This window comes from Hyphomonas sp. UBA4494 (genome assembly GCF_002388935.1).
Classification (GTDB): domain Bacteria; phylum Pseudomonadota; class Alphaproteobacteria; order Caulobacterales; family Hyphomonadaceae; genus Hyphomonas.
In genome coordinates, this window is sequence record NZ_DGNK01000003.1 from 208,921 (window position 1) to 234,248 (window position 25,328).

17 protein-coding genes are annotated in these 25,328 nt (G+C 56.0%); 8 read left to right on the forward strand and 9 right to left on the reverse strand.

What is annotated here, in order from left to right:
- Nucleotides 1-233: 233 nt before the first annotated feature.
- Nucleotides 234-881: a PepSY-associated TM helix domain-containing protein gene (locus B2P82_RS01680; protein WP_290494695.1), complete on the reverse strand. Its 648-nt coding sequence runs from the start codon at nt 879-881 to the stop codon at nt 234-236.
- Nucleotides 882-1,060: 179 nt separating this feature from the next.
- Between B2P82_RS01680 and B2P82_RS01685 the strand changes: the two genes are divergently transcribed.
- From B2P82_RS01685 to B2P82_RS01695, 3 genes are read left to right on the forward strand one after another with little or no spacing between them, the layout of a single operon-like run.
- On the forward strand, nt 1,061-2,443 hold the full coding sequence (locus B2P82_RS01685) for an anthranilate synthase component I family protein (protein WP_290494696.1): 1,383 nt from the start codon (nt 1,061-1,063) through the stop codon (nt 2,441-2,443).
- Nucleotides 2,440-3,021, forward strand: a complete 582-nt coding sequence (locus tag B2P82_RS01690; RefSeq protein WP_290494698.1) for an anthranilate synthase component II — start codon at nt 2,440-2,442, stop codon at nt 3,019-3,021. The genes B2P82_RS01685 and B2P82_RS01690 overlap by 4 nt, the downstream gene beginning before the upstream one ends.
- Complete coding sequence (locus B2P82_RS01695; RefSeq protein ID WP_290494700.1) at nt 3,021-3,833, forward strand: aminotransferase class IV; 813 nt, start codon at nt 3,021-3,023, stop codon at nt 3,831-3,833. The genes B2P82_RS01690 and B2P82_RS01695 overlap by 1 nt, the downstream gene beginning before the upstream one ends.
- 17 nt (nt 3,834-3,850) lie before the next feature.
- Here the strand turns inward: B2P82_RS01695 and ald are convergent, their stop codons facing one another.
- From ald to B2P82_RS01715, 4 genes are all read right to left on the reverse strand, one after another.
- Nucleotides 3,851-4,966, reverse strand: a complete 1,116-nt coding sequence (ald, locus tag B2P82_RS01700) for an alanine dehydrogenase (protein WP_349679715.1) — start codon at nt 4,964-4,966, stop codon at nt 3,851-3,853.
- Between the two features lie 148 nt (nt 4,967-5,114).
- A complete protein-coding gene (locus tag B2P82_RS01705) occupies nt 5,115-6,533 on the reverse strand; it encodes an efflux transporter outer membrane subunit (protein ID WP_290494704.1) in 1,419 nt (472 codons plus the stop codon).
- Nucleotides 6,530-9,667 carry an efflux RND transporter permease subunit gene (locus tag B2P82_RS01710; protein WP_290494706.1) on the reverse strand — a complete coding sequence of 1,046 codons (3,138 nt, stop codon included), beginning with the start codon at nt 9,665-9,667 and terminating at the stop codon, nt 6,530-6,532. The genes B2P82_RS01705 and B2P82_RS01710 overlap by 4 nt, the downstream gene beginning before the upstream one ends.
- A gap of 19 nt (nt 9,668-9,686) precedes the next feature.
- Complete coding sequence (locus B2P82_RS01715; protein WP_290494707.1) at nt 9,687-10,868, reverse strand: efflux RND transporter periplasmic adaptor subunit; 1,182 nt, start codon at nt 10,866-10,868, stop codon at nt 9,687-9,689.
- Nucleotides 10,869-10,987: 119 nt separating this feature from the next.
- On the opposite strand from B2P82_RS01715, the gene B2P82_RS01720 reads away from it, so the two are divergent.
- Nucleotides 10,988-11,596: a TetR/AcrR family transcriptional regulator gene (locus B2P82_RS01720; RefSeq protein WP_290481555.1), complete on the forward strand. Its 609-nt coding sequence runs from the start codon at nt 10,988-10,990 to the stop codon at nt 11,594-11,596.
- A 25-nt stretch (nt 11,597-11,621) separates the two neighbouring features.
- Here B2P82_RS01720 and B2P82_RS01725 read toward each other — a convergent pair whose 3' ends face one another.
- The gene (locus B2P82_RS01725; protein ID WP_290494709.1) at nt 11,622-12,314 is read right to left on the reverse strand and encodes a dioxygenase family protein; all 693 of its coding nucleotides are present in this window, start codon (nt 12,312-12,314) and stop codon (nt 11,622-11,624) included.
- A 6-nt stretch (nt 12,315-12,320) separates the two neighbouring features.
- The gene (locus B2P82_RS01730) at nt 12,321-12,860 is read right to left on the reverse strand and encodes an EF-hand domain-containing protein (RefSeq protein ID WP_290494711.1); all 540 of its coding nucleotides are present in this window, start codon (nt 12,858-12,860) and stop codon (nt 12,321-12,323) included.
- Between the two features lie 545 nt (nt 12,861-13,405).
- Between B2P82_RS01730 and B2P82_RS01735 the strand changes: the two genes are divergently transcribed.
- Both B2P82_RS01735 and B2P82_RS01740 read left to right on the forward strand, forming a co-directional pair.
- Nucleotides 13,406-14,140 (forward strand): response regulator, encoded by a 735-nt coding sequence (locus B2P82_RS01735; RefSeq protein WP_290494713.1) that lies wholly within the window; start codon nt 13,406-13,408, stop codon nt 14,138-14,140.
- On the forward strand, nt 14,140-15,561 hold the full coding sequence (locus B2P82_RS01740) for a sensor histidine kinase (protein WP_051607498.1): 1,422 nt from the start codon (nt 14,140-14,142) through the stop codon (nt 15,559-15,561). Before B2P82_RS01735 ends, B2P82_RS01740 begins: the two co-directional genes overlap by 1 nt.
- A 7-nt stretch (nt 15,562-15,568) precedes the next feature.
- On the opposite strand, the gene bamA is transcribed toward B2P82_RS01740, so the two are convergent.
- A complete protein-coding gene (bamA, locus tag B2P82_RS01745; protein ID WP_290494716.1) occupies nt 15,569-18,166 on the reverse strand; it encodes an outer membrane protein assembly factor BamA in 2,598 nt (865 codons plus the stop codon).
- Nucleotides 18,167-18,205: 39 nt separating this feature from the next.
- Nucleotides 18,206-21,652, reverse strand: coding sequence for an autotransporter family protein (locus B2P82_RS01750; RefSeq protein ID WP_290494720.1), 3,447 nt, complete (start codon nt 21,650-21,652; stop codon nt 18,206-18,208).
- A 425-nt stretch (nt 21,653-22,077) separates the two neighbouring features.
- Here B2P82_RS01750 and B2P82_RS01755 point away from each other — a divergent pair, with 425 nt between their 5' ends.
- Nucleotides 22,078-23,379, forward strand: coding sequence for an efflux RND transporter periplasmic adaptor subunit (locus tag B2P82_RS01755; RefSeq protein ID WP_290494722.1), 1,302 nt, complete (start codon nt 22,078-22,080; stop codon nt 23,377-23,379).
- Nucleotides 23,380-23,390: 11 nt separating this feature from the next.
- The gene (locus tag B2P82_RS01760) at nt 23,391-25,328 is read left to right on the forward strand and encodes a MacB family efflux pump subunit (RefSeq protein ID WP_290494724.1); all 1,938 of its coding nucleotides are present in this window, start codon (nt 23,391-23,393) and stop codon (nt 25,326-25,328) included.

Here is a 25,328-nt window from a genome sequence, read left to right on the forward strand (position 1 = left end):
GCTATGAAACGCGTCCTTCAGGGAAGATGGGATTGAGGCCATTTGTTCATTATTTGTTCTTATCACATTGAGTCAACTGACTCCGTCGAGCAGAAAGGATTTCAACAGGTACAGTGGCGGTTTCTGACGGACTTGTCCTGTAATGGATTATCCAGGACGAGGTTGGCCAAGCCGTAGCAGAAAGATCTGTGGAGCAGTGCTGACGCTGGCGACGGATATCTGTGTGTCAGCCGTCAGGTATGTGTGAAAACAAGAAGCAGCAGGATCGGCAAGGCAAAGCCCGCAATCGTAAGTGGCCATGTGCTGGGGCGGCGCGTGGAATGCATCTGCAGCAACCAGAGCCCAGACGCACAAAACAAGACAACTGCAATGGCGAACAGGTCGAGAAACAATGTCCAGGCGAAGCCAGTATTTCGGCCCTTGTGCAAGTCGTTGAGATAGGCGACCGCGCCGCGACTGGTTTTTTCGAACATGACTTCGCCGGTCTCACGGTCAATGCTGATCCAGGCATCTCCACCGGGCCGGGGCAGGGTGATATACGCGTCAAAATCGGTCCATTCGACCGGGCGGCCTGTTGTATCAAAGCTCGTCTCAGATTTGAGATAGGTCGCGACCTCGGCGGGCAGGCCGGACTCGGCGCCAGTCTTCGCATGTTCATCAAGTAGCGTGACCAGCTCGCCTGGCAGGATGCTCTCGCCTTCGATGGTTCTTGGCTTTGAGGTAAGATCGCTGGCATGATTGAGCGTAATGCCAGTCGCCGCGAACAGCATCATGCCGACAAGACAGAGCGCGCCAGACATCCAGTGAACGGTTCGCACCTGACGCTTGATGAACATTTTCAAGGATGCGCGTTTTGCGGGGGCGGTCTGGGAGAGGCTCATTCCGTCAGGGCTCATTATCTGTATTGCGCCGTCTGAAGTTGGGCGCGGTCTGGTGGAGTTCCGCCTCCTAACACGCGCGAATATGCGTCTGCAAGTCATTCTCAATGCTTGTATGTGATTGACTTGCAGCGGACCTGTTGGTCTAGCCAAGACGTATACGTTTCCTGATCAGGCCCTGAATGCGCTACGCTCTTCTAGACTCATGTGATCCCGTCCGGGCCGCCACACTTTTCTATGGCGATGCGGCAACCCTCTGGCTCGATAGCGCGGATACCGATCACCCTTCATCACGCTGGTCATATCTCTGCATTGCACCAATCGCGACTTTGCAGGTTCGTGCGGAGGAGTTGTCACGCGGTGAGGATGGCTTCGCAGACAGGGCGGACGAAGTAAGGGCCTGGATACGCAGCACCGAACGGCAGCGCATTGCGGAAGGTCCCCCTTTCCAAGGCGGCGCGGCGGGCTATGTTTCCTATGACGCTGCGCCACTCTTCCTTGAGCGATTCGAGTCGCGACACGTGCCGCGCTCTGATTTGATCGAATTCAACTTGTACGACACGTTGCTGGCATTCGACCTTGAGGGTCAGAAGACCTGGGTCATGTCGGCCGGGCTGAGGGCGGCGAACGCAGAAGAGGATGACGCGCTGGCAGATGCGAAGATTGCGGAGGTGCTGACCCGTCTGGGCGACACGCGGCGTGCCCCGGATGTCGACGTGCCATTGGGCTGGTCACGCCCGGATCAGGCTATTGATTATATTGCGACCGTAAAGCGTACACAGGATTATATTCTGGATGGCGACATTTATCAGGCCAACATTGCGCAGAATTGGGTGGCATCGCATTGCGACGTGTCATCGGCTTTTTCCAACTACCTGCAGATGCGCGAGCGGACGCCTGCGCCCTTCGCGGCGTTCGGCCATTTTCAAGGGCGTGTTCTGGCAAGCGCATCGCCAGAGCGCTTGATCTCCGCTTCGGCTACGGGGCGAGTCGTGGCGGAGCCGATCAAGGGAACCGTCAGACGCGAGGCTGACCTGATCGAGGACGATCTGGCGCAGGCAGGCCTGTTGGCCTCTGAGAAGGACCGCGCCGAGAATATCATGATAACTGACCTTCTACGGAATGATTTGTCCATCGTGTGCGAACCTGAATCGGTTGAAGTGACATCGCTTTGCCGCTTGGAGACATTCTCCAATCTTCATCACCTCGTCTCGACCATTGAGGGCGACTTGTCGGACGACAAGGATGGCATTGACCTGTTCAAGGCAGTGTTTCCCGGTGGATCCATCACAGGCGCGCCGAAATTGCGCGCGATGGAAATCATTGACGAACTGGAGCAACGTCCTCGTGGCGCGTATTGCGGATCTATTGGGTATGTCGGTTTTGATGGTGCATTGGATTTCAACATCCTGATCCGCACGATTGATCATTTGCCGACAGAGAGCACGCTGTTGGCCGGCGGGGGTATCACTTTGATGTCGGACCCGGTTGGCGAGCTGGCAGAGTCAGAGCTGAAGGCAGAGCGAATCGCGCCGTCCCTGTTCCGGGTGGGGAAGAAGGCATGATCCTCGTGCTCAACAATCGCGACAGTTTCGTTCATAATCTCGCGCGCTATCTGACATGCGAAGGCGCGGATGTGACGGTCGTTGATAGTGACCAGATTACTCTCCATGAAATCACCGATCTTGCGCCTCAAGCGCTCGTCCTGTCGCCGGGACCATGTACACCGAATGAGGCAGGGATCTGCTTGGAAGCAGTTCAGTACTTCGCTGGGAAGCTGCCAGTTCTCGGAGTGTGTCTTGGGCACCAGGCGATCGCGCAGGTTTATGGGGGCAAGATTGTCAGGTCCAATTTTCCCCGCCATGGACGCACCACGACGTTGTCAGTGCAGGGCGGAGCCTTGTTTGCTGGCTTGCCCCGCGCTTTTGATGTCGGTCTGTACAATTCTCTCGTGGCAACATTTGATGATTTGCCGGACCAATTTCAAATTGATGCGGTATCTGCGGAGGGAGACATTATGGCGCTGTCACACACATACTTTCCGCTATTCAGTGTCCAGTTTCACCCAGAGTCTGTGCTTACCGAGCATGGCGCTGAGCTGATCAGGAATTTTGTACAGCTCGCGAAGAACTGGAAACCGTAATGATCTTGTCTCAGCCGTCTGCCTTGTCTGACCAGTCCGAACTGTTTGACCTGCGGGACCGCGGCTTGTTGTTGGCAGATGGCGTGTTCGATACGTCGCTCGTCAACGATGGACGCGTCATTCTGCGCGATGCACACTTGGACCGCTTGATCGAAGGTGCTGCTGCACTGGGCATTGATCTTGAGCGCAAGGCCGTTGCTCGTGCCATGGATACGGCGATTGAGGACTCTGCGTCGGGTGCATTGCGTATCACGGTCACACGCGGCGCTGGGGTTCGCGGGCTCGCGGATGATATGGCGGCTTCGCCGACCCTCATCGCGCGTGTTTCAGAATATAGTGTGAGTCTGACGCCAGATGCTGTGCGAGTGCACAAAAGCACGATCCTGCGCAATCCAACTTCCATCACGGCTCGCTACAAGACCTTGTCCTACACAGACAATATCGTTGCATTGCGCGCGGCAGTTCAAGCTGGTTTTGTTGAAGCGTTCTTTTTCTCGCCCGCTGGGCATCTTGCCTGTGCCAGTGTGGCGAATGTGTTCGTGCAGATGGATGGAGCTATCTTCACGCCGCCCGTTGGGGATGGCGCTCTGCCCGGTGTGATGCGGAACTGGATTTTGGGTAGGGGGCGTGTTGGCGATTTCGCCGTTTCGGAGCGGTCGATCTCGCTTGATAACCTTCGATCCGCAGACAGGGTTTTCCTGACCAACAGCCTGCGCCTGTTCCAACCGGTATCAGCGTTTGAGACCACGATGTTCGATGCTGAACTGCCTGCGGGCTGCGCCGAATTGCGAGCAGAACTACTCACCAATTGACTCGCTTTTCCCGAACGCTAGGCGAGCGCTTCCGCCAATGGCGTTAGCTCTAGTTCCAGGCTTTCCGCGACAGCTTCGCACGTAACTTTGCCATCCCAGACGTTGAGGCCTGCTGCCAGGTGCGGGTCCGACTTGAGTGCGGCCTTCCAACCCTTGTCAGCGATTCGCAAAGCATGGGGCAAAGTCGCATTGTTGAGCGCGTAGGTGGATGTGCGTGCTACGGCGCCGGGCATGTTCGCCACGCAATAGTGAACGATGTCATCGACCACATAAGTTGGAGCATCATGCGTGGTCGGATGGGAGGTTTCGAAACAACCACCCTGGTCGATTGCAACATCCACCATCACTGCGCCGGGCTGCATGATAGACAACATTTCGCGCGTGATGAGTTTCGGCGCTGCAGAACCGGGGACGAGCACCGCGCCGATTACGAGATCGGCCTGGGCAATTTCCTGTTCCAGCGTTGCCCGGGTCGAATAAACTGTGTTCGCGCCAGCCTCGAAATGCGTGGCGAGGCGTTCGAGCACATCCGGATTGCGGTCGAGGATGGTAACGTCCGCATGCATGCCGACGGCCATCTGTGCCGCATTGAAGCCGACCACGCCGCCACCAATGATCACGACCCGGCTGGCGTGTACGCCCGGCACGCCGCCAATCAGCACGCCGCGGCCGCCCTTTGCTTTTTCCAGGGCCGAGGCCCCGGCCTGAACGGCGAGACGTCCGGCAACCTGGCTCATCGGTTTGAGCAGGGGCAGACCGCCGGTGCGGTCGGTCACGGTTTCATAGGCGATACACGTCGCGCCGGATTTCATCAGATCCTGCGTCTGTTCCGGATCTGGAGCCAGATGGAGATAGGTGAACAGGATCTGGCCGGGCCGCAATTGTGTGCGTTCGGGTGCCAGCGGCTCCTTCACTTTGATGATCATCTCGCAAGTGGCGAACACATCTGCGGCTGTCTCCGCGATCTCCGCGCCGACGACGCGATACGCATCGTCTGTTGCGCCGATGCCCATGCCTGCTTGCGTTTCCACCAGTACCTTGTGCCCGCGCGCGGTAAATTCGCTGACGCTCTCCGGCGTAAGGCCGACCCGAAACTCATTGTTCTTGATCTCTTTTGGAACGCCGATCTGCATGCTCATGACTCCCGGAGGGTAAGGTTACCTGAATTTCGCGGATATCGTATATAGTATGCCTTCATGTCCAGAGGTTTTGTATGTTTTGTTTCAGCATACAAAACATTTTTCGAATTATATTTCTCGTGCCTGTGGGGCGTCAGCGAGCTTAATCCCCGGGAGCCTCATCCAGAGAAGCATCCCAGACCGCCAGCGCGCGGTAAAGGGCAAGACTATTCAGGCCGCGATCCAGGTTGGCGAGAATGAGTTGTTGCTGAGCATTGTAGTTTTCACGCTGGGCATCCAGCACCGTCAGATAATCATCAAGGCCTGATTTGAAGCGCTCTTGCGACAGATAGAAGGTGACGCCTGTGTCGTCAGCAAGCTGTTCCAGAGCATCCAGTCTGCTGGAGATTGTCTCGGATATGGCAAGGGCGTTTGCAACTTCGCGGAAGGCCTGCTGAATGGTGCCTTCATAGGTCGCGAGGGCCCCGTCGGCATTCGCGCGGGCTGCGTCCAGATTTCCGCGTCTCGTGCCGAAGTCGAAGATGGGCACCGAAACGCTCGGCGTAAAAGTCCAGCCCGTCGCATACTCGCCTTCAAACAGATCCGCCAGGTCGCCGCCGACCACGCCCGCACCGCCGGTCAGGGAGACAGATGGGAAATAGGCAGCGCGCGCGGCGCCTATATTGGCATTGGCCGCCAACAGATTGCGTTCTGCCTGAATGACATCCGGGCGGCGCAACAAAACTGAGGAAGTTTGGCCAACCGGCAGGTCCAGCACAACGGGAGATGGGGTCAGTTCGACGTGCGCTTCAATGGACGGTGGCAAGTCTGTTCCCACCAGATAGCGCAGGGTATTCAGGTCTCGGCGGACAGTTGCCCGGAATTCTGCCGCTTGTGCCTGGGCTGACGCAACAGATGCGGACGCGCGACGCAAGTCAATTTCGCTGGCAGTGCCTGCATCGAACAGAGCCTGTGTGAGGTCCAGGCTTTCATTCTGACTGCTCGCCGTCTGTTCGGCCAGTCTCAGCAATTCCTGGTCTGCGGCGAGTTGGAGCCACGCTTCCGCGACAGATGCCACAAGGGAAATCTTGGTGGCGCGTTCGCCTTCGACACTCGCCAGATAGGTCTGCAGGGCGGCGTCATTGGTGTTCCGGATACGCCCGAAGAAATCGAGTTCCCAGGCAGAGACCCCTATTTGCGCCGAAGTGCTGTCACCGAAGGAAGACGAATATGTTGCGTCTTCCCGAAAGGTGTCGCCCATCTGCGCGCTACCGGACCCGGTGAAGGTCGGCCAGAAACCTGACCGGGACGTGACGAGGTTCGCACGTGCCACCTCGACAGTCGCGGCGACAGTTCGCAGGTCGCGGTTCTGGTCCAGCGACAGATCGATCAGTGTACGCAACTCATCCGACTGAACAATATCTTGCCATGTGAGTGTCGAGACTCCACTCACCGAAGGCTCCGAAACGGGAAGCTCGGTGGGCACGGGCGCTGTCGGGCGCTCATAGTCTGGCGCCAGATTGACGCAGCCGGTCAGGACAAGCGCACTGAGCGGGGCGGCGAGATATTTTTGACGGCTCATGCTTGATCTCCGGATGCGGCAGGGCGTTGACCGCGCAGGCGTGTCGTAACCTGGCGAACTAGAACATAGAAGAGAGGGGCGAACAGCAGGCTGAAGGTCATGGCGGCTATAACGCCGCCCACCATGATCCAGCCCATTGCATTACGGCTTTCTGAGCCTGCGCCGGTACTGAGGGCCAATGGCAAGACACCAAAGCCGAAAGCAAACGACGTCATCAAGACGGGACGAATGCGCTGTCGTACGGCTTCGATGGTTGCCGTGACAACATCCTTGCCTTGATCTTCGAGGGTCCGCGCGAACTCAACGACCAGGATCGCGTTCTTGGAGGCGAGACCAACAGTCATCAAGAGGCCGACCTGGAAGAAGACGTCATTAGCGAGACCAAAGAGGTTTGCCGCAGATACAGCGCCCGTAACGCCAAGCGGGGCGACCAGCAGGACCGAGACTGGAATCGTCCAGCTTTCATAAAGAGCAGCTAGGCAGAGGAATACGAAGAGAAGGGAGAGAATGTAAAGCATCGTTGCCTGGTTGCCAGCTTGGCGCTCCTGACGGCTGAGCCCGCTCCATTCAAGAGAGATGTTGCCAGGCAACTGGCTGACCATGTCTTCCATGATCTGCATGGCTACACCGGAACTTTCGCCCCCTGCCGGAGATCCCTGAATATTGATTGCGGGTACGCCGCCAAATCTCTGGAGCTGAGGAGAACCATATGACCATTCGCCGGACACGATCTCGTCGAGCGGAGTCATCTCGCCGGACGAGGTGCGCACGTGCCACTTGGAAATGTCTTCCGGTTGCATACGGTCTTCCGTATCCCCCTGAACATAGACACGCTTGATACGGCCCCGGTCGATGAAGTCATTCACATAGCTTCCCCCGAAGGCCACGGACAGGACACTTGTGGCATCGGCAACAGACACGCCGAGAGCTTGAGCTTTCTGGTAGTCGAGATTCATCTTGAACTGTGGACCATCTTCGCTGCCATTCGGGCGGACGCCCATCAGGCGCGGATCCTGAGAGGCCATGCCGAGAAGTTGGTTCCGGGCATCCACAAATTCAGCGTGGGTAAGTCCGCCTGTGTTCTGAATGTAGAGATCAAAGCCGTTCGAATTGCCCATCTCCCGAATAGGCGGGGGAACGATCGGGAAAATCCGGGCTTCGTCGATTTGGGACAGACCGCCAAAAGCACGGCCTGCGATAGACTGGACAGAGTTTTCAGGACCCGGCCGTTCAGACCAATCATTCATAGCCGCGAAGGCCATGCCATTGTTCTGGCCCTGACCGACAACGCTGAAGCCAGCGACGGTGAACAGGCCCATGATATTGTCTTCTTCATTCGCAGCATAATACTTCCGCACATCATCCATCACGGCAGCAGTCCGCTCCAGGGTTGCGCTTTCAGGCAACTGGACAATGGTCATCAATGTGCCCTGGTCTTCGTCGGGCAGGAATGCCGTGGGCAGGCGTACAAACAATAGGCCGGTGACCGCCATGATTACCGCGAAGGTGGCAAGCATGATCCATCTGCGGCGAATGATCCGTGTGACCGCGCCTTCATATGCATTGGTGAGTTTGTCAAAGCCGGAATTGAATGCGCGCGCCGGGGTCATGTACCATGACTTTCCGTTCCCGGAGGATGGCTTTAATAGTGTGGCGCACAAGGCCGGTGACAAGACCACCGCAATTAGTACGGACAGCGCCATGGCAGATACGATCGTAACCGAAAACTGGCGATAGATAATGCCGGCAGATCCCGGGAAAAAGGCCATAGGCACGAAGACAGCGGATAGGACCACGGCAATACCCACCAGGGCTCCAGTGATCTGCTGCATGGATTTAACGGTGGCATCATAGGGGGAGAGGCCGTCTTCATGCATGACCCGTTCAACATTCTCCACCACTACGATGGCATCGTCCACGAGGAGACCGATGGCCAGCACCATGGCGAACATGGTGAGTGTGTTGATGGACATGCCGAACAGGAGGAGCACGGCGAACGTGCCGAGCAAGACAACTGGAACCGCAATGATCGGGATCAACGACGCACGGAAGCTTTGCAGGAAGATCAGGATAACGACAAATACGAGGACAATCGCTTCATACAGCGTTTTCTGAACTTCGTGGATCGAGGTTTCGATGAAGGGTGTCGAGTCAACGGGGAATTGGTACTCGAGATCGGCAGGAAAGGATGGCGACATGTTCCGGACGGCTTCCTTGACTCGCTCCGCCGTTTCGAGCGCGTTTGCGCCCGTCGCCAAGGAGATTGCCACACCCGTTGCCGGCTTGCCATTGAAGCGGGCGATGGTTGAATAATCCTGGGCGCCGAGTTCGACTCGTGCGACATCTTCCAGCCGGACGGATCCACCCGCAGGCGTTGTGCGGATCAGCAGCTTCTCGAATTGCTCTGGAGTCGACAACAGGGATTGAAGCGTCACGGTGACGTTGATCTCCTGGCCTGGCACTGAAGGAGTTCCGCCTAGTGCGCCAGTGGCGACCTGTGCGTTCTGGGCCTGGATAGCCTGCGTGACGTCAGACGGAGTAAGTTGGTATTGCGCCAGCTTTTCAGGCTCTAGCCAGATACGCATTGCGTACTGCGATCCGAACACCTGAACGCTACCGACACCGTCGATGCGGCTGATTGTGTCATAGATGGTGGAGCGAACAAAGTCGCCGATGTCGACCTGGTTGAGTGTGCTGTTTGGAGAATAAAATGCTGTTACCAGCAGGAAGCTGCCGCTTGCCTTGCTCACGGTCACGCCCTGACGCTGCACTTCTTCCGGCAGAAGCGGTGTCGCGAGCGAGATTTTGTTTTGGGTTTGAACCTGGGCAATATCGGCATCTGTGCCGGGCTCAAAGGATAACGTAATCGACATTGAACCGTTGGAACTCGAGGACGACGATATGTAGTCGAGTCCATCAAGGCCGGTGAGTTGCTGTTCGATGACTTGCGTCACCGCATTCTCGACTGCTTCGGCGGATGCCCCCGGATAGTTCGCTGAAATGCTGACCGTTGTGGGCGCGATATCCGGATACTGAGCGATTGGAAGCGCGCGCAGCGCCATGCCGCCTGCAAGCATGATGATGATTGCAATCACCCAGGCAAACACCGGGCGGTCGATAAAGAATTTAGCCATGTCGAGTGTCCAGGGTTCGCTAGTTCAGTTCGCTGCGCGATTCGCGGGCGGCGGATATTTGTGCTGCGTTGGAAATCGGATCAACTGTCACACCTGCACGCAGGTTTTGAAGATTTGAAACGGCGACTCTTTCGCCTTCTTCCAAGCCGTCCAGCACAATCCATGAATTGTCGTTGTATTGCTCGACCTGGATGGCGCGCTGCTCAATAGTGTTGTCATCTTTGACGACCATGACGGAGGCTTCGCCCGTTGGGGTCCGCGAGACGACCGATTGCGGCAGCGTAATGACATTTTCGTACATGCCGGCAACGAAGTTTGCGCGGACGAACATGCCCGGCAGGATAATACCATCCGGGTTTGGCACGAGCGCACGTACCGCTACTGTGCCGGCACTTTCGTCGACATTGATTTCGCTGAATTCGAGCTCACCTTGCAGGGGATACGTCGTATCGTCGCTGAGGATGATGTTCACTGGCACCGTGTCGATTCTCTTGGAGGCAACCCGCCCGGACGCAATCTGGCGGCGCATGTTGAGGACGCGATTGCTGGAAACGGTAAGGTCCACATAGATCGGATCGATTTGAAGCACGTTGGCGAGTGTTTCAGTCTGGTTTTGAGTGACGAGCGCGCCTTGTGTGACCGATGATCGACCAATGCGTCCGGCGATGGGGGAAGAAATCCTGGTGCGGGCAAGATCGATGCGTGCGCGGTCCAGAGCAGCCTTTTGAAGCGCAATATCGGCTTCTGCTTCCTGGGCCGTAGCCGCGGCCTGATCATATTCCTGCTGGCTGACAGCGTTGATCTTTGCGAGGTCGGCGAACCGCTTGGCGGTTTCCTTTGCGACATTTGCAGAAGCCTGGGCACGCGCCAATGCGGCCTCGGCACTTCGCACATCTGCGGCATACTCGTCTGCATCAATCTGATAGAGCGCTTGTCCACGCGAGACGAGGTCGCCTTCCTTGAACAGCCGCTCCTTGATGATGCCGGTGACCTGCGGGCGGATCTCCGCTTCGGCGTGGGCCCGCGCGCGTCCAGTCAACTCGACGGCGTTGGGGACCGATACGAGTTCGGTCGTGAGAGTCTTTACAACTGGAGCTGGCTGTTGCGGAACCTCTACTGTACTGCCTTCGTTGCCACAGGCCGTCAGCAGGAAGGCGACGGACAAGGTCGCGGCCGAAATACTTTTTCTTAGAACTTCCATGAGGATTCCTTGACGAGCCGATTGGCTTCAATATAACAAATATAGAATGAACGCTCTATCTAGTGTTGCGGTGCAACATGTCAAGGAGAGGGCATAGTGGAATTTGGGTGTTTTTCTGCATGACAGTTATGAGCAAATCGAAGACGGCCGCGAAACGAGAGAGCCGCGTTGCCGAAATTCTGGACTGCGCTGAGATTCACTTCGTTGAGAAGGGATTCCATGGCGCGGGCATTTCCGGGATCGCCAAAGAATGTGGCATCAGTGTTGGCCATCTGTATCATTACTTTGCGTCCAAGGATTTGTTGATAGAGGCTGTGGTGGAGCGCGAATTGTTGCGCCAAAAAGACAGAATGGAAGACTTCCGTAATCTGAGCGGCACTGAAATCCGAGATCAAATCGCTCCACTCGTCATCGACATTATTATCAAGCATCAGGACCCGTTCCGAACGGTTTTGAATTTCGAGATTCTTGCTGAGGCGCAGAGAAATCCGTCGGTTGCCGAGATCTTGCAGAACTATGATCGTGAAATACGGGAAGAGTTTTGTGGCGTCCTGGAGAATGCCGGAATTACAACGCCTGTTTTGCGGACGGAGATGTTGTTTACCTTGTTTGGCGGCATTCCGGCCCGCACGCTGAGGCATCCCGAGCATGAACGTCCGCAATTCATCGAAATGATGAAGCCGATCATCACGAAGATTCTTGCAAGTGATGACCTTCCTGTGGAGTAGAGCGAAACCACAACGATATCGCGGTTCATTCTTCCGCATTGATGAATATGTCCAAGCTGGCTCTGAGAGTGGAGTTGCTGGAGGCACTCGTACTCGCCAGCTGCACGGCGCGCTTGTCACCGGTTGGGTTCAGCACCGGGAGCTGGAATCTTAGCGCCGCATACTTGTCCAAGCTATCGGCATAGGCCGGGTCCCGAGTATAGACGGATCGGGAAACCATGTCGGGAAACAGGATGCTGGACCGTATCAATGGCGCCACTCCCAACCTCAGAGTATCGAGGCTGCGATAGACCTCGAAATGGATATGTGGCGGACGTCCTCGATAAGTGCCTGGGTACACAGTCCGAAAGTTTACGCGTCCTCGTTGGCCTGTGATCCCTATACCACGTAGATAGTTTGTATCCAGGCGATTGAAGACAGAGTACTCGCCAGCTGCGTCGGTGTGCCAGACATACACCGCATAACGGGAAAGCGGCTGTTGATCTGTGGATAGAGATTGCAGGCGCAAGTGCAAGTCGAGAGGCGCGCCATACGCCTCTCCTGAGAAGCCATTGAAGCCACGTGTTATATCGGTTCGAATAAGGCCTGCGTTGGCCCACAGACTTGCCAGGCTCGGGCCAGGCTGGAACACTTGCTCTTTCGGATACGCTTCGGGCTTGTTGGCCGCTGGCGGGAGGGCTGGTGTCCGGGTAAGTGCCGAGGGTCTCGTGATAGGCACTTGGGACTATTGCCGGCGTCCGGGCGGAGGACCGCGGCGCTGGCTATCTTGCGGCATGGTGGGTTCGCTGGAATCGACTGCGCGCGGCGCTGTCAGAAGTTCTGCGCGTGATAGAAGCCCATCTTGGTTTTTATCGATCCGATCGAACGTATCGATTAGCCGTATTCGGAATTCTGAGGCCGTGATGGCTCCGTCAAGATTGCTGTCGAAGGCAATAGGGCTGGGGAGCGCATTCAGGTTGCCAAGGGTCTCAGCTGCCCAATTTGACATCTGCACCGCAGATTGATGTACCGGATTGGGCCCAGCCAAGGCGCGCCATTCGCGATCAATACCATTATCAACTTCTTCGTGTGATACGAAGTGATCGTGATTACTGTCCATGCTGACGAAGAGTAGTGCCACTGGTGGGGCAGACAGGCCTTGCGACCGAGCCGGGCGTGCGCGGTCTCCGCCATCGCGACCGCTGGCACCTAGCCCCTTGCGCGGGGAGGATGTGCATGCGGCCACCAAGGACATTCCAGCAACCATCAGGACGGTGGCTTTCATTATTCCTGACAGTCGTTTGCGACGGGAGGAAGAGGGGGTGAGGGAGGTGTCACAGGGTGAGACGTAGGGGGGGTGTGACACCTCCCTCTCATCGCATCGGTCTTGGCACCCAAAGGGAGGCTCGGTGTTCAAGGGGCGGACGGGGACTGTCCTGGTGGATGCGATGATTTCGGTGTTTGAGATCGAGACTTTCTCTTCAGAGCGAACGGAAAAGGGGGTGGAGTTAGACATATTGGGCGCTCTTGATGCAGTCTCTGGGGACGAAGTGCCGGGAAGTTTCCCTGCGTCGATGAGAACAAGATGCCTCAGCCATGTTGAGAGGATATGCCAGTTAAGAGGAAAGTGATGGCAATATATGTCAGGCTGCAACATGACATTACAGGCTTGAAAGGTATGGGTTTTCAGCTGCAACATCCGCCATTCAGAGTGACCTGCTGCGGCGGCGTTCAAAGCGCGGTTTAACTGCAGTCACGACACACCTTGGCAACAAGTTTATCCTATTTGTAATCATCAGATCGACGACACATATTCAGGAGACTGTGGAGATGCCTGATCCAGAGACCACAACACCCGAACACATTCTTGTCATTGATGATGAGCGCGATATTCGGGAAGATTTGAAATCTTATCTAACGGAAAATGGCTATCGCGTGTCGACGGCCGAGAATGCACCTGCTGCGCGCCGGGCAATTCATTCCGAAGAACCGGACCTGATCCTGCTCGACGTAATGATGCCGGGCGAGGACGGAATCAGTCTTTGTCGCTCGATCGTTCGGCTTACCGCAATTCCGATCGTTTTCATCAGCGCGAGAACAGATGAGATTGACCGGATTGTCGGTTTGGAAGTCGGTGCAGATGACTATGTTTGCAAGCCATTCAACCCGCGTGAGCTGCTTGCGCGGGTGCGGTCTGTCCTGCGGCGCGCGAATGGTCGCGAAAGAGAAATGACGCCTGAGAAAACGCGCTATTTTGAGTTTGACCGTTGGACGCTTGACACCGCGAAACGCACAATGACCCGCGATGATGGCGTGATCGTCTCCTTAAGCACTGGCGAATTCCAATTATTGATGATCTTTATAGCCCGACCACAGATCGTGCTGTCGCGCGAGCGGATCGTGGAACTGTCTCATGCCGAAGGTGCAGATGTGTTCGACCGCAGTGTCGACAGTCAGGTGAGTCGATTCCGGAAAAAGATCGAACGGGACCCCAAGAACCCGGATATTGTCCAGACCGTTTGGGGCGGAGGATATGTTTTCGCAGCTGATGTGAAGAAACTGTGATGCTGGCAAGGTTTGATACGCTTCTTGCACGGATTGTAATTCTGGTGTCCGCCGCACTTCTATCGACGTTTCTCGTGGTTTACCTTCTGGTTCAGTTCGAGATGTCCTCACAGAAATTGCAGCCGCGCACGGCACTTCATGTGGCAGCGATCGCCTTGGAAGAGCTGCAGGCTGACGGTTGGCCCGAGACACTCTCCGAGCAGGAGCTGAAGCGGCTAAGCGTGGACGAATACATGCTTTCCGAATTCCCGAATGTTGAACCATTTAATTGGGTTTTGGCAGATCGGATGCTGGAGCGATTGGGGCTGGCCGCGAATACACCAATCGGTATTTCCTTAACCGGCATCCCCAATCATCGCCCGGACGATTTTGGCGGCCGTCCAAATCGACCAGATCGATACTCGGATAATCTGTCAGGCGCTCCCAGGCCGCCACCGGGAGGCGGCCCAAGACCTTCTAGCCGCCCATACCCCGGTACGCAGCAGCGAGCCGCAGTCTCACTAATGGTCTCAGACGGTGTCTGGGCAAATCTGCGAACTGTAAACATCACGACCAAAGGGTCAGGACCGGGGCTGTTGCCGGTGATCGTTCTGGTCGTATTCATGGTAGGGATCGGCATCTGGGCGGCTTTGAATGCGATTAATCCGTTGCGGCAGATGGCCAAGGCTGCCGACACACTTGCGGCGGATTACAAACACGCACCACTGGTTGAAGAGGGCCCGTATGACGTGCGTGAATCGCTGCGAGCTTTCAATCGCATGGGCCGCCGCCTCGAGACCACGGTGGCTGGCCAGCGCCAGTTGCTCGCAGCGATTGGTCATGATTTGCGGACACCCATTACCTCGTTGAAACTGAAAGTCGAGATGCTGTCAGATACGAGTGAGCGCGAGCGGATGAGTCGTGCTTTAGCGGAGTTGGAGCGCATCACTGAGGCCGCACTTGCTGCGGCGACGGCTGGCCAGTCAGATGAGCCTTTCCAGCCGCTGGACATGTATTCGTTGGTCGACAGCCTTATTGAAGACTTGCGGGATCTGGGCCTCTCTGTCTCGTTCGATGAAACCGATGTACGCCCGATTGTCATGGGTCGATCAGATGAACTGACACGCGCCTTGCGCAACTTGATTGAAAATGCGGTGCGCTATGGAGACACGGCGCATGTTTGTCTCAGTGAGCAAGCCAGCAAGGCTATTGTGACGATCCATGACACTGGTCCGGGAATCCCGGAGGATGCTTTGGAGCGTGTATTCGAACCTCTTGTTCGATTGGAACAGTCACGCAATCGCGAGACCGGTGGGCATGGGCTCGGACTTCATATCGCGAAGAATCTGATCGAGGCCCATAGTGGATACATCGAACTGTCGAACTCCCCTGCTGGGGGGCTGCTCGTCACGCTGACCCTACCCCTGAAGGCCGCTGGCTGACACGTGGTCAGAACCGGGTGGAGGTGCTGAAACGGAAGGATTCGGTGCGGTCATACTCTTCGCTCTTGAGGATATGGCTGAAGTCGAAGCGGATTGGGCCGAAAGGGGAGGTCCAGTAGACGCTGAGGCCCGTAGATGCACGCAACGACAAGTCATCTTCGATCAACTGAACAGCGTCACGGCCATAGGTGTCCGTGAACTCGACCGGGTCACTCTTGTCTATGTCGCTCAACAGGCCGACCGCGCCCGCTTCTAGGAACAGCCCCGTCTTGATGCCGTATTCTTCCGGCAGATAGTTTGGCATCGAGATGTCGAGGCTGGATTGATAGAATGCGTTCCCGCCAAGCGCGTTGAGACGCTTTACGGTTTCTGTGCCGTCATCATTCTGGATAATCTGCACAATGCGCGGCCCGAGGCCCGCCGTGTCGAACCCGCGGAAGCTGTTGCCGCCCTTGAAGAAGCGATTATTGATGCGCACGCCTTGGGGGGTGGTCTGTCCGTATTCGGATTCGGCATCGCTGGTGCCATAGGGTTCGATATATCCACCTGATAGACGCAGACTGGCTGTTATGCCCTTCGCAATACCCTGGTAGATATTCATCGAAGCGTTGGTGCGAATGAAGTTCACGTCTCCGCCGAGGCCTGCAACGTCTTGACCAAACAGGAGATCGAAACCACCAGTGGGCTCTATAGGATCATTCTTCATGTCGAGAAGGAGATTGTACCCGACGATTGAGGAAATCTCTGATCGTTCACTGGAGCAAAGCGTGTACCTGTTGAGATAGCGCGCGTCGCAGACATCCACGATCAGCGAGCCATCCGGCAACGGCAGGTCATCAGCGGTGAGGTAGGCGACACCCACGATGTCATCGCTTGTGTCTCCCGGAGTGTCATTGTCATCAACAGTGTATTCGGTTGTCAGGCGCTCGCCGCTGTCGGAGTCAATCACGATGCTCTGATCGACGACGTCGATCTTGTCGTTTTGCAACGTATATTTCAAGCCAAGTTGCAGCCGGTCTGACAAGGGAAAACCTAGCTGCCCGCTGACACCTACAGATTCAGTCGTGTAGCCGCCAAGATCGGTGTCAGAATAATCGAGTCGGGTAGCAAACGCACTCACACCTGCGGACATGTCACGGTCGAGGAAACGTGGCTCCGTATACTGCAAGTCCACAATTTGCTGCAGGCTGGATGTAGACAGGCGGGCAGACGCGGATTGCCCGCGCCCGAGCACATTGCGCTGTGCCACGCTCACATCTACGAGGAAAGATTCTGAGGATGAGAAGCCAGCCGAGAAGCTCATCTCACCAGTGGGCTGCTCAGTGACTTTTACATTCACGTCAATTTGGTCAGGATCCGCGGTGGGAACCTCAGTAACTTCGACGTCTTTGAAGTAGCCAAGGGCCCGTGCGCGGTTGCGCGAGCGATCCAGCAAGATGCGGTTGAAGGCATCACCTTCAGTCACGCGCAATTCCCGCCGGATCACGCGATCGAGCGTTTGGGTATTACCGACAATATTGATGCGGTTGATGTAAACACGCGGACCTTCATTGACATGAAAGGTCACGTTGACCGTATGCGTTTCGAGATCGGCGGAGATTTCAGGGCGCACATCAATAAAGGCATAACCTCCGATCCCGGCGACATAGGTCAGGCCATCAATTGAGTTTTCAATTGTGTCGCCTCGGAACAGGTCACCGGATCGCGCTACCAGTGACGCTTTCAAGGCGTCCGTGTTGAGCTTTTCCAGCTCGGTTTCGACATTGATCTCGCCGAAGCGATAAATCTCGCCCTCGTCGATTGTATAGGTAATGTAGAAATCCTTCTGATCAGGCGTTAGTTCTGCCACGGCTGACTCTACGCGGAAGTCGTAATACCCCTTGTTCTGGTAAAACTGACGCAGCAGTTCGCGGTCATATTCCAAGCGACCTGGGTCATAATTGTCGTTTGATGAGAAGAACTGCCACCAACGTGACTGACGGGTGACAATCTCCGACCGAAGACGGTCGTCTGAATACGTTTCATTTCCCAGGAAGTTGATCGCTCGTACACCAGACACAGGTCCCTCTGTAATCGAGAAGACCACATCCACACGGTTCTGATCGAGCGGCACATATTCGGGCGTGACTTTCGCCGCGAACCGGCCGGATTGGCGGTAGAGTTCCATCACGCGCTGTACGTCTGCCTGCACGCGAGCGGCGGTGAATACGCCGCGCGGCGATATCTGGATTTCTTCGCGGATCTTTTCTTCCCCGAGCGATTTGCTGCCTTCAATCATGACCCGATTTACAATTGGGTTTTCGACCAATGTAATGATGAGCTGGTTCCCGACCCGGTCAAAATTTGCATCAGCAAAGAGGCCGGTTGCGAAGAGGGATTTGAGGGAAAGGTCGATACGGTTCGCGTCAAAAGGTGAGCCAGGTTCGACTAGAAGGTAGGACATCACGGTTCGGTCTTCGATCCGCTGGTTGCCATTGATAATGATGGCTTCGATGTTTCCTGTACTGTCTTCTGCGCCCACCTGCGCAAGCGCCGTCGGTTGCAGCGAAGCGGCGAGCGCAGAGAGGATCAGGGAGAGCGCGAGTGTTTTGTTTTTGTGGCTCATGAAGTCGGCATCCAGGAGAGAGAAATGGTGTCTGAGAGATCAGAAGCGGAGTTTGACGGCGGCGTTGGCCGTCAGGGCGGTTGCGTCGGTTGAAAACTCACCATCCACGCCAAACCGAATTTTCAGGAGTTCGGACCCCGCCAGTAGCGAGAGTCCCACCGTGGCGGCATCTTCAAACACCTCGGTGGCGCTGAGTGTAAAACTGTCCTCATAGCCGACAAATCCAGCGTCGACTTCGTAAGGTGTCGAAGACAACGTGGAGCGATAGCCAATATCCAATCCAGCCCGAACCATGGGACGGTAGCGATTGGAATTGTTGTAACTGGTATAGGCCGGACCCGTGCGAGACGAGTCTGCGCCTTCCCGCCAGACATAGGCAAAGCCGAGTCCGGCATCAGCGGTTACACGGTCTGTGCTGGCGTCGCTGACCCATAGGTTCAATCCGTTTGAAGCCGTTTCTGAATATCCGTCCTGATCAAGTTTGAAGTAGTCCAGACCAATTGATGGCGTCATCCTGAACGCCCCGGAGCCGAATTCGGTTGATGCCAGGAGTGAAGCCGCGGTGGTCATCCCGTCCCATGTGCCGCTGACCTCTGAAACATACTCGTCGAACTCGATTTTTCTATAGCTGGAATGGTCGACCTTCGCGATCTGGCCAACGGCCTGAAGGTTTACGCGCCCGATCTGCTCCGTCGCATACACCCCGACACCCAGACTTTTCATGGTCACAGGATTTTCGCCGCCAGTTTTTTCCTCAAACTTGCCGTCGCTCATCGTACCCATGATGCCGATTGCATCTATGCCTAGCAGCGAGCGATCATACCCCAGAGCGATGCCAAGGCCGCGGCCGTCATATCCCGGCCCATCGTCAGACCCATCATAGCTGACATGGGAATAGGTTTCCTGCACCCATGCACCATTTCCGGATTCACTGGAGCTGCGGGTGAACTCCAGATGGCTTCTCAGCGCGCCAAAAGCGGCGTTCGACTGTGATTCCAGATAGCGCGTTGCGGCATCAGTGCGCTGAGGCAGCAGCAAATTGTAGGCCTCTAGAAAGTCATGTTCGGTCGAAAGCTGCGTGATGGCAGATCCGACATCATCGTCACTCGTGGCAACATTGAGTATAGCGGAGAGGGCGCTGGACTGGTTCGTGTCGAGACTGAGTTCCTCGGCAGTCTTGAGGCGAAAGTCGAGATTGAGTTTGTCTGTATCAGACGTCTCTGTCTCCAGTGATACGTTGTATATCCACGGTATGTTTTCGGTCGATAACTCAACGGTTTCCTCGTCGTACATCAGTGTACCCGCTTCGATCAGTGTGACGGCAAAATCACCGTCGATGAATGACGTAAGTGTTGGGCGTACCAAAGTATCGCTGCCCAGCGCTGCGGTTCCCGAAACTGACAGAAAGGCTGTGGTCCGCAGGTTCTGAGGATCTATTTCGAATTCAAGCGTTGAGCCATCCGTGACGGAGAGGGAGGCAAGCTGCAAGGACGTGTCTTCAAGCAGAACAATTTCAGAATCTGAAATTGTCGCGGCCAGTCTGTAAGCACCGCTCGTCAGATTGCCCGTGAGCAACGTTGAAGACAGGAAGTCGATCGTTCCACTCGCAGAGCCGAAGTCGAAATCTCCCTCGATCTCACTCTCCTCGATATACAGGCTGAGTGTGTCGCCCTCGAAATAAGTGTCTCCCAGAAACTCGGCATCCGATAGGTCGAAAGTTGCGGCGCCGGCACCAAAGTAGATGTCGCCTGCCAGACCCCCGTCCAGAATTTGCAGTATGTCATCGCCGGTTCCGAACCGGACGTCGCCATAGATTGTAGGTTCGGTCACATCGTCTTCATCGATTTCGTCATCGCCGTTCACATCTTCAGTGGGAGTTTCCTGATACTGGATAATGGCTGCGCCGGCCGTTTGTGCGGACAGGTCAATGGCGATGGACGATCCTGTTTCCGAATCTTCCCGTCCGTCTGAAATGAGTAGGCCTGATATCGCGCCGGTATTGGTTATGTATCTTAGCGTATCACTTTCATCGGTGATCGCCGTTGCTGCGCCACCATAGCCATTTGATGAAGCGGTGATGGATCCACTATTCAGGATCGCTTCCAGCGTACTTCCATTGGAAATGAGCAACGCTTTGGCGGTGTCGTCCGTTAACGTATAGGTCGTTGCGGCGATGGATCCGGAGTTTTCGAGAGTGCCGATTGCTGTACCGTTGCCGAGCAGAAGACCTACGGCGGAAGCCTCGTAGGCGGTTCCTTGAATTGTGCCGGAATTTAGGATGCCGCCATCAATTGTAACCGTTCCGGTTCCGTCTTCTGATCCGGATATGGAGAGCGCCGTCGCATCGAACCCGATATTCACGCCACTGGCATAAATCGTCCCACGATTGATGAGACCCTGATCAAAAGAAAACGTGGCGAGTACTTCATCTACGTCATCATCATCATCATCATCATCATCATCATCGGTGGTATCGCGAACGGTTTCTACGACGCTCGAGAAGACTACGTTTTCGCCAGCGTTGGCTTCGATGGCGAGCGCCGGGGCTGAACCATAACTGTAGATTCTTCCAGCAGTTCGATTCTCATCGAAATCGTCGACCGTATCCTTTGTTTCGTCATCCTCATCCTCTTCGGATGTGAAGTCGTCGACCGCGCCATTGATCAACAAGCCTTGTCCGAGACTGCCCGTGATGCGGACGCCGTTCGCATTGTTGTAAAGGTCGTCGGCATCGCGGCGATCCTCCACCGCTTCAGTATCGTCATCGATGTATACAGGCGCGATATAGTTGGAAGAACTGGTGCTGGTGAAGCCGGTCGAGCTTATTGAACTCTCAATCGTCACATTGCCAGACACATCCCCATCAATCGTGACAGCTGACGCATTCTCACCCTGAACCGTAATGGCGCCGCTGATCAATACATCACTGGCGACGTCATCTTCGAGGCTCAGACCCAGGGCGTTGTCGCCGATAACTGAAATTGTGCCCTGTTGCGTGTAATCGCCATCGAGCGCGGATCCGATGCGTACGCCCGCTGAATCATTGCCTTCTATGTATAGCGTGGAGCCATGATCGAGCAGGATATTACCTGTGATCGTGCCACCATTCTCGACGTCGATGCCCACGCGGTTCGTCCCGATGGCGAGTGGTCCGTCCACATCGTCATCATCGTCTTCGTCTTCCCGGTCATAGTCTTCCGACAATTCAATGGAGCCCGTGTGGGTGATGCCTGTCGTCGTACCCGTTCGGACAGCAATGGCGGTGACGTAGTCGGTGTCTTCTGCGAGAATTTCGCCATGATTGGTGATGGTATTGTCGGAGTCGACTGTAATCGCGGTGGTACCTGGCAGGTCGCTGAGATCAATTTCCCCATCTTCGGTGATTGTGATGTCGTCGGGCTGTCCATCATTCGCGGTCGAGGTCTCGACGGGGGCGACGGTGGATTCCTCGATTTCGACGGCCCATGCAGGGAGGGCCGTAGCCATACCCAGAACAATAATCAGTCCACGTGCAACCACCTCAGGAACGGATGCCAGTGGACCGGAAGCGTGCACCCTTAAAGGATTGTTATTTAATGAAAAAAAGTTCATGTTGGCGCGCTCCGGATCGTCCTGTCTCTATGCGTTACGGGAGCGTCTTGTCTGAACTTTGCCGAAATGTGCGGCTTGTCAGCGAGAGTGTGTCAGCCTGACATAATTGGCGGGACATTGCTGTCGTCTTCCGCTTTCAGGATTCATGCGCAAGCAAATGATCTGCAACATTCTGGTGACAAAGCTGTGGTGAAGGAGCGGGCTTGAGCCAGGTTTGCTGGAAAGTGCAATAAAATGCCGGTCTTCGCGACGGAATTTGAAACTTGGGTCGTTTAACTCGGGAACATGTTCACAGCCAGAATTGGTGGAAAGAGACAAGAATGAGAGTTTTTGGGAAACGATCCCGCTGGATCATCGCGATTATTGTCGTATTGGCAGCAGGCGGTGCCGTATGGTTTGCGAAGTCAAACTTGGCGAACTCCACAACGCCGAGTTATGAAACATCGGCCGCACGCACGGGTGATATTGAAGTTACGATCTCGGCAGCAGGCACTCTTGCGCCAAAGGAGATGGTTGAGGTTGGCGCACAGGTCTCGGGTCAATTGGAAGAGTTGTTCGTTGATGTCGGCGACGAGGTCGAGAAGGGCCAACTCCTCGCGCGGATCGATGCCACGATTGCACAGAACACGGTCGAAGCCCAACAAGCTCAGTTAAACTCGCTATATGCCTCGAAACGTCAACAGGCGGCTTCTCTGAAACTTGCAAGGGCCGAGGCTGAACGCGCCAATATGCTGTTTGAGGCCGATGCCATTGCGCGCGCTGACTATGAGGCCACGGTATCGGAATTGGAGATCGCGGAAGGGAAGCTCGACGCTATCAATGCGCAGATCGCGCAGCAGACCTCCAGCCTCCGTGCCGATGAAGCCAATCTGGAATTTACAAAGATTTACGCTCCGATGGCTGGTACAGTCGTCTCGCTCAGTGCATCCGAGGGCCAGACCCTCAATGCGAACCAGACCGCACCCGTCATCATGACCATCGCGGATCTCGGTATAATGACCGTGGAGGCTGATGTCTCCGAAGCAGATGTGTTGCGCGTATCAAAGGGTCAGCAAGCCTGGTTCACCACGCTGGGCGATTCTGATCACAAGTGGCAAACCGAAGTTCGTCAGGTCCTTCCTACGCCTGAAGTTGTCAATGACGTCGTGCTCTACAAGGCGCTGCTCGATATTGAGAACCCCGATGGAATTCTACGAAGTGATATGACCGCTCAGGTCTTCTTCATTCTGGGGCAGGCCGAAGATGCCGTCCTGATCCCGGTAACGGCCTTGCAGTCACGTCCCGAGCGCCCGGCGGGCGCACAAGCCAGGCGTCCCGCGAAACCGGAAGGCGGAGCCGCCCAGGGTGATCGTGTTGGCGACGGCAGAGGCCAGGCTATCCGTGAGGCACGCGCGCAATATCCCGACGCAGAAATGGGTATGGTTCTGAAAATGGATGCGAATGGCGAAGCTGTCCCTCAGCCTGTTTTGGTTGGTCTTCAGACCCGTTCAAGTGTCGAAATATTGTTCGGCCTGTCCGAGGGTGATGAGGTCGTGACCGGGCAAGTGAGCATTCGTCCGAAACAGGCGACCGAGCGTGCCGGAAATGACCGGCCACGCCCTATGGGTCCACCCCCGGTATAGGACGCCAGATCATGTCAGAACCCTTGCTGCATCTGCAGGACATACAGCGCGTCTACGGACGGGGTGACGCAGAGGTCCGCGCCCTTGATGGCGTCGACCTGACCATTCGCGAAGGCGAGTTCGTTGCAATTGTCGGACAGTCGGGCTCCGGTAAGTCGACTTTGATGAACTTGCTTGGTTGTCTCGACCGCCCGACTTCCGGAACCTACCGCATTCATGGGCAGGATGTGTCTGAGATGGAGGCCGATGCGCTGGCCTCCTTGCGCAGGCGGACATTCGGCTTTGTGTTTCAGCGCTATAATCTCCTCGCCAATGTCAGCGCATCGGAGAATGTGGAGATACCTGCGGTCTATGCCGGGGTTCGCCAATCGGAACGGAAGGCCCGCGCACAGGAATTGCTCGGTCGGCTTGGCCTTGGCGGGCGCGAGAAAAGTCGCCCCGGTCAATTGTCCGGGGGACAGCAGCAACGTGTGGCTGTTGCCCGAGCTCTGATGAATGATGCCGAAGTCATCCTTGCGGATGAGCCGACGGGAGCGCTCGATTCCGGCACGAGTGAAGAACTTCTGGAATTGCTGGAAGAGCTGCATCGCTCCGGCCGCACAGTCATCCTGATTACCCATGACCAGGAAGTCGCTGAACGCGCAGACCGCACGATTGAAATTCGCGACGGCAAAATTATTTCCGATTCCGGTTCAGTAGAACGGTCTCTGGAGTCGTTTGAGCAACGCGCCGTGAAATCCTCCCCCTCCTTTTTTCTTCAGCTTACGGAATCCATCAAGACGGCTTTCCGGTCGTTACGAGCAAACCTGTTTCGCACCGCACTGACCTTGCTGGGCGTGGTGATTGGCGTTGCGGCGGTGGTCGCAATGCTGGCGGTCGGGCAAGGTAGCCAGCGCGAGGTTATGGCCCGGTTCGAGGACATGGGTGCGAACCTGCTCTTCGTTCAGCCGGGGGGTGACCGGGGCGCGCGAATGCGCGGTGACGCCATTGCAACCCTTACACTCGAAGATGCTGAGAGATTGGGCGAATTGGACAATGTCCTCGCTGCGGTGCCATCGCGGTCCGGATCTGCAACATTGCGGCGAGGAAGCAATGACCATCGTGGCTCCGTGGAGGGTGTTTCGGAAGACTGGTTGCTCGCCAACACCCGCAATATTGAATACGGCTCTTTCTTCACGGCAGAAGATGTCGACCGACGCGTAGGTGTGGTTGTGCTGGGCACAACGACCGCGGGGGAATTGTTCGACAATGTCTCGGAAGCCGTCGGCGAGTATGTCTTTCTTGCGGGCGCACCATTTGAGGTCGCCGGCGTGCTTGAAGAAGAAGGCGCCAGCTCGTTCGGCCGTGACCAGGATGATATCGCGCTTATTCCGATCACGACCGGGATGATGCGCGTGTTCGGCAGTTCCTACCTGTCGAGTATAACCATCGCTGTGGAAGACACGGACCTAATCTCGACGACGGAGACCGAAGCAAACGAGCTGCTGCTTCAACGCCACGGCACACAGGATTTTCGGATACGGAATACGGCATCGATCCTGGAGTCCGTTCAGGAGACACAGAATTCATTCTCGATCCTGCTAGGCGCGGTGGCCTCTATCTCATTGCTCGTCGGCGGTATCGGTGTGATGAACATCATGCTTGTCAGCGTATCAGAACGTACGCGCGAGATCGGTGTGCGCATGGCGACGGGGGCGCGTCGGTCTGATATTCTTGTCCAATTCATTGTGGAGGCCGTCGTGGTCTGCGCGCTGGGCGGTGTGATCGGTATCCTTACGGGCTTCGCGATCTGTGCAATCCTCGCCAATCTCGGCACCAGCATCGCCGTAACGCCCATGCCCGCGATCCTCGCCTTTTCAACAGCTTTCCTGACCGGGTTCGTGTTCGGCTTCCTGCCGGCGCGCAATGCCTCGCGGCTTGATCCGGTCCGGGCCCTTGCGGCGGAGTAA

Excerpts from the sequence above, each read along its gene's own strand:
- B2P82_RS01680 (WP_290494695.1), bottom strand. The coding sequence starts at position 881 with ATGAGCCTCTCCCAGACCGCCCCCGCAAAACGCGCATCCTTGAAAATG.
- B2P82_RS01685 (WP_290494696.1), top strand. The coding sequence starts at position 1,061 with ATGCGCTACGCTCTTCTAGACTCATGTGATCCCGTCCGGGCCGCCACA.
- B2P82_RS01690 (WP_290494698.1), top strand. The coding sequence starts at position 2,440 with ATGATCCTCGTGCTCAACAATCGCGACAGTTTCGTTCATAATCTCGCG.
- B2P82_RS01695 (WP_290494700.1), top strand. The coding sequence starts at position 3,021 with ATGATCTTGTCTCAGCCGTCTGCCTTGTCTGACCAGTCCGAACTGTTT.
- ald (WP_349679715.1), bottom strand. The coding sequence starts at position 4,966 with ATGCAGATCGGCGTTCCAAAAGAGATCAAGAACAATGAGTTTCGGGTC.
- B2P82_RS01705 (WP_290494704.1), bottom strand. The coding sequence starts at position 6,533 with ATGAGCCGTCAAAAATATCTCGCCGCCCCGCTCAGTGCGCTTGTCCTG.
- B2P82_RS01710 (WP_290494706.1), bottom strand. The coding sequence starts at position 9,667 with ATGGCTAAATTCTTTATCGACCGCCCGGTGTTTGCCTGGGTGATTGCA.
- B2P82_RS01715 (WP_290494707.1), bottom strand. The coding sequence starts at position 10,868 with ATGGAAGTTCTAAGAAAAAGTATTTCGGCCGCGACCTTGTCCGTCGCC.
- B2P82_RS01720 (WP_290481555.1), top strand. The coding sequence starts at position 10,988 with ATGACAGTTATGAGCAAATCGAAGACGGCCGCGAAACGAGAGAGCCGC.
- B2P82_RS01730 (WP_290494711.1), bottom strand. The coding sequence starts at position 12,860 with ATGAAAGCCACCGTCCTGATGGTTGCTGGAATGTCCTTGGTGGCCGCA.
- B2P82_RS01735 (WP_290494713.1), top strand. The coding sequence starts at position 13,406 with ATGCCTGATCCAGAGACCACAACACCCGAACACATTCTTGTCATTGAT.
- B2P82_RS01740 (WP_051607498.1), top strand. The coding sequence starts at position 14,140 with ATGCTGGCAAGGTTTGATACGCTTCTTGCACGGATTGTAATTCTGGTG.
- bamA (WP_290494716.1), bottom strand. The coding sequence starts at position 18,166 with ATGAGCCACAAAAACAAAACACTCGCGCTCTCCCTGATCCTCTCTGCG.
- B2P82_RS01750 (WP_290494720.1), bottom strand. The coding sequence starts at position 21,652 with ATGGCTACGGCCCTCCCTGCATGGGCCGTCGAAATCGAGGAATCCACC.
- B2P82_RS01755 (WP_290494722.1), top strand. The coding sequence starts at position 22,078 with ATGAGAGTTTTTGGGAAACGATCCCGCTGGATCATCGCGATTATTGTC.
- B2P82_RS01760 (WP_290494724.1), top strand. The coding sequence starts at position 23,391 with ATGTCAGAACCCTTGCTGCATCTGCAGGACATACAGCGCGTCTACGGA.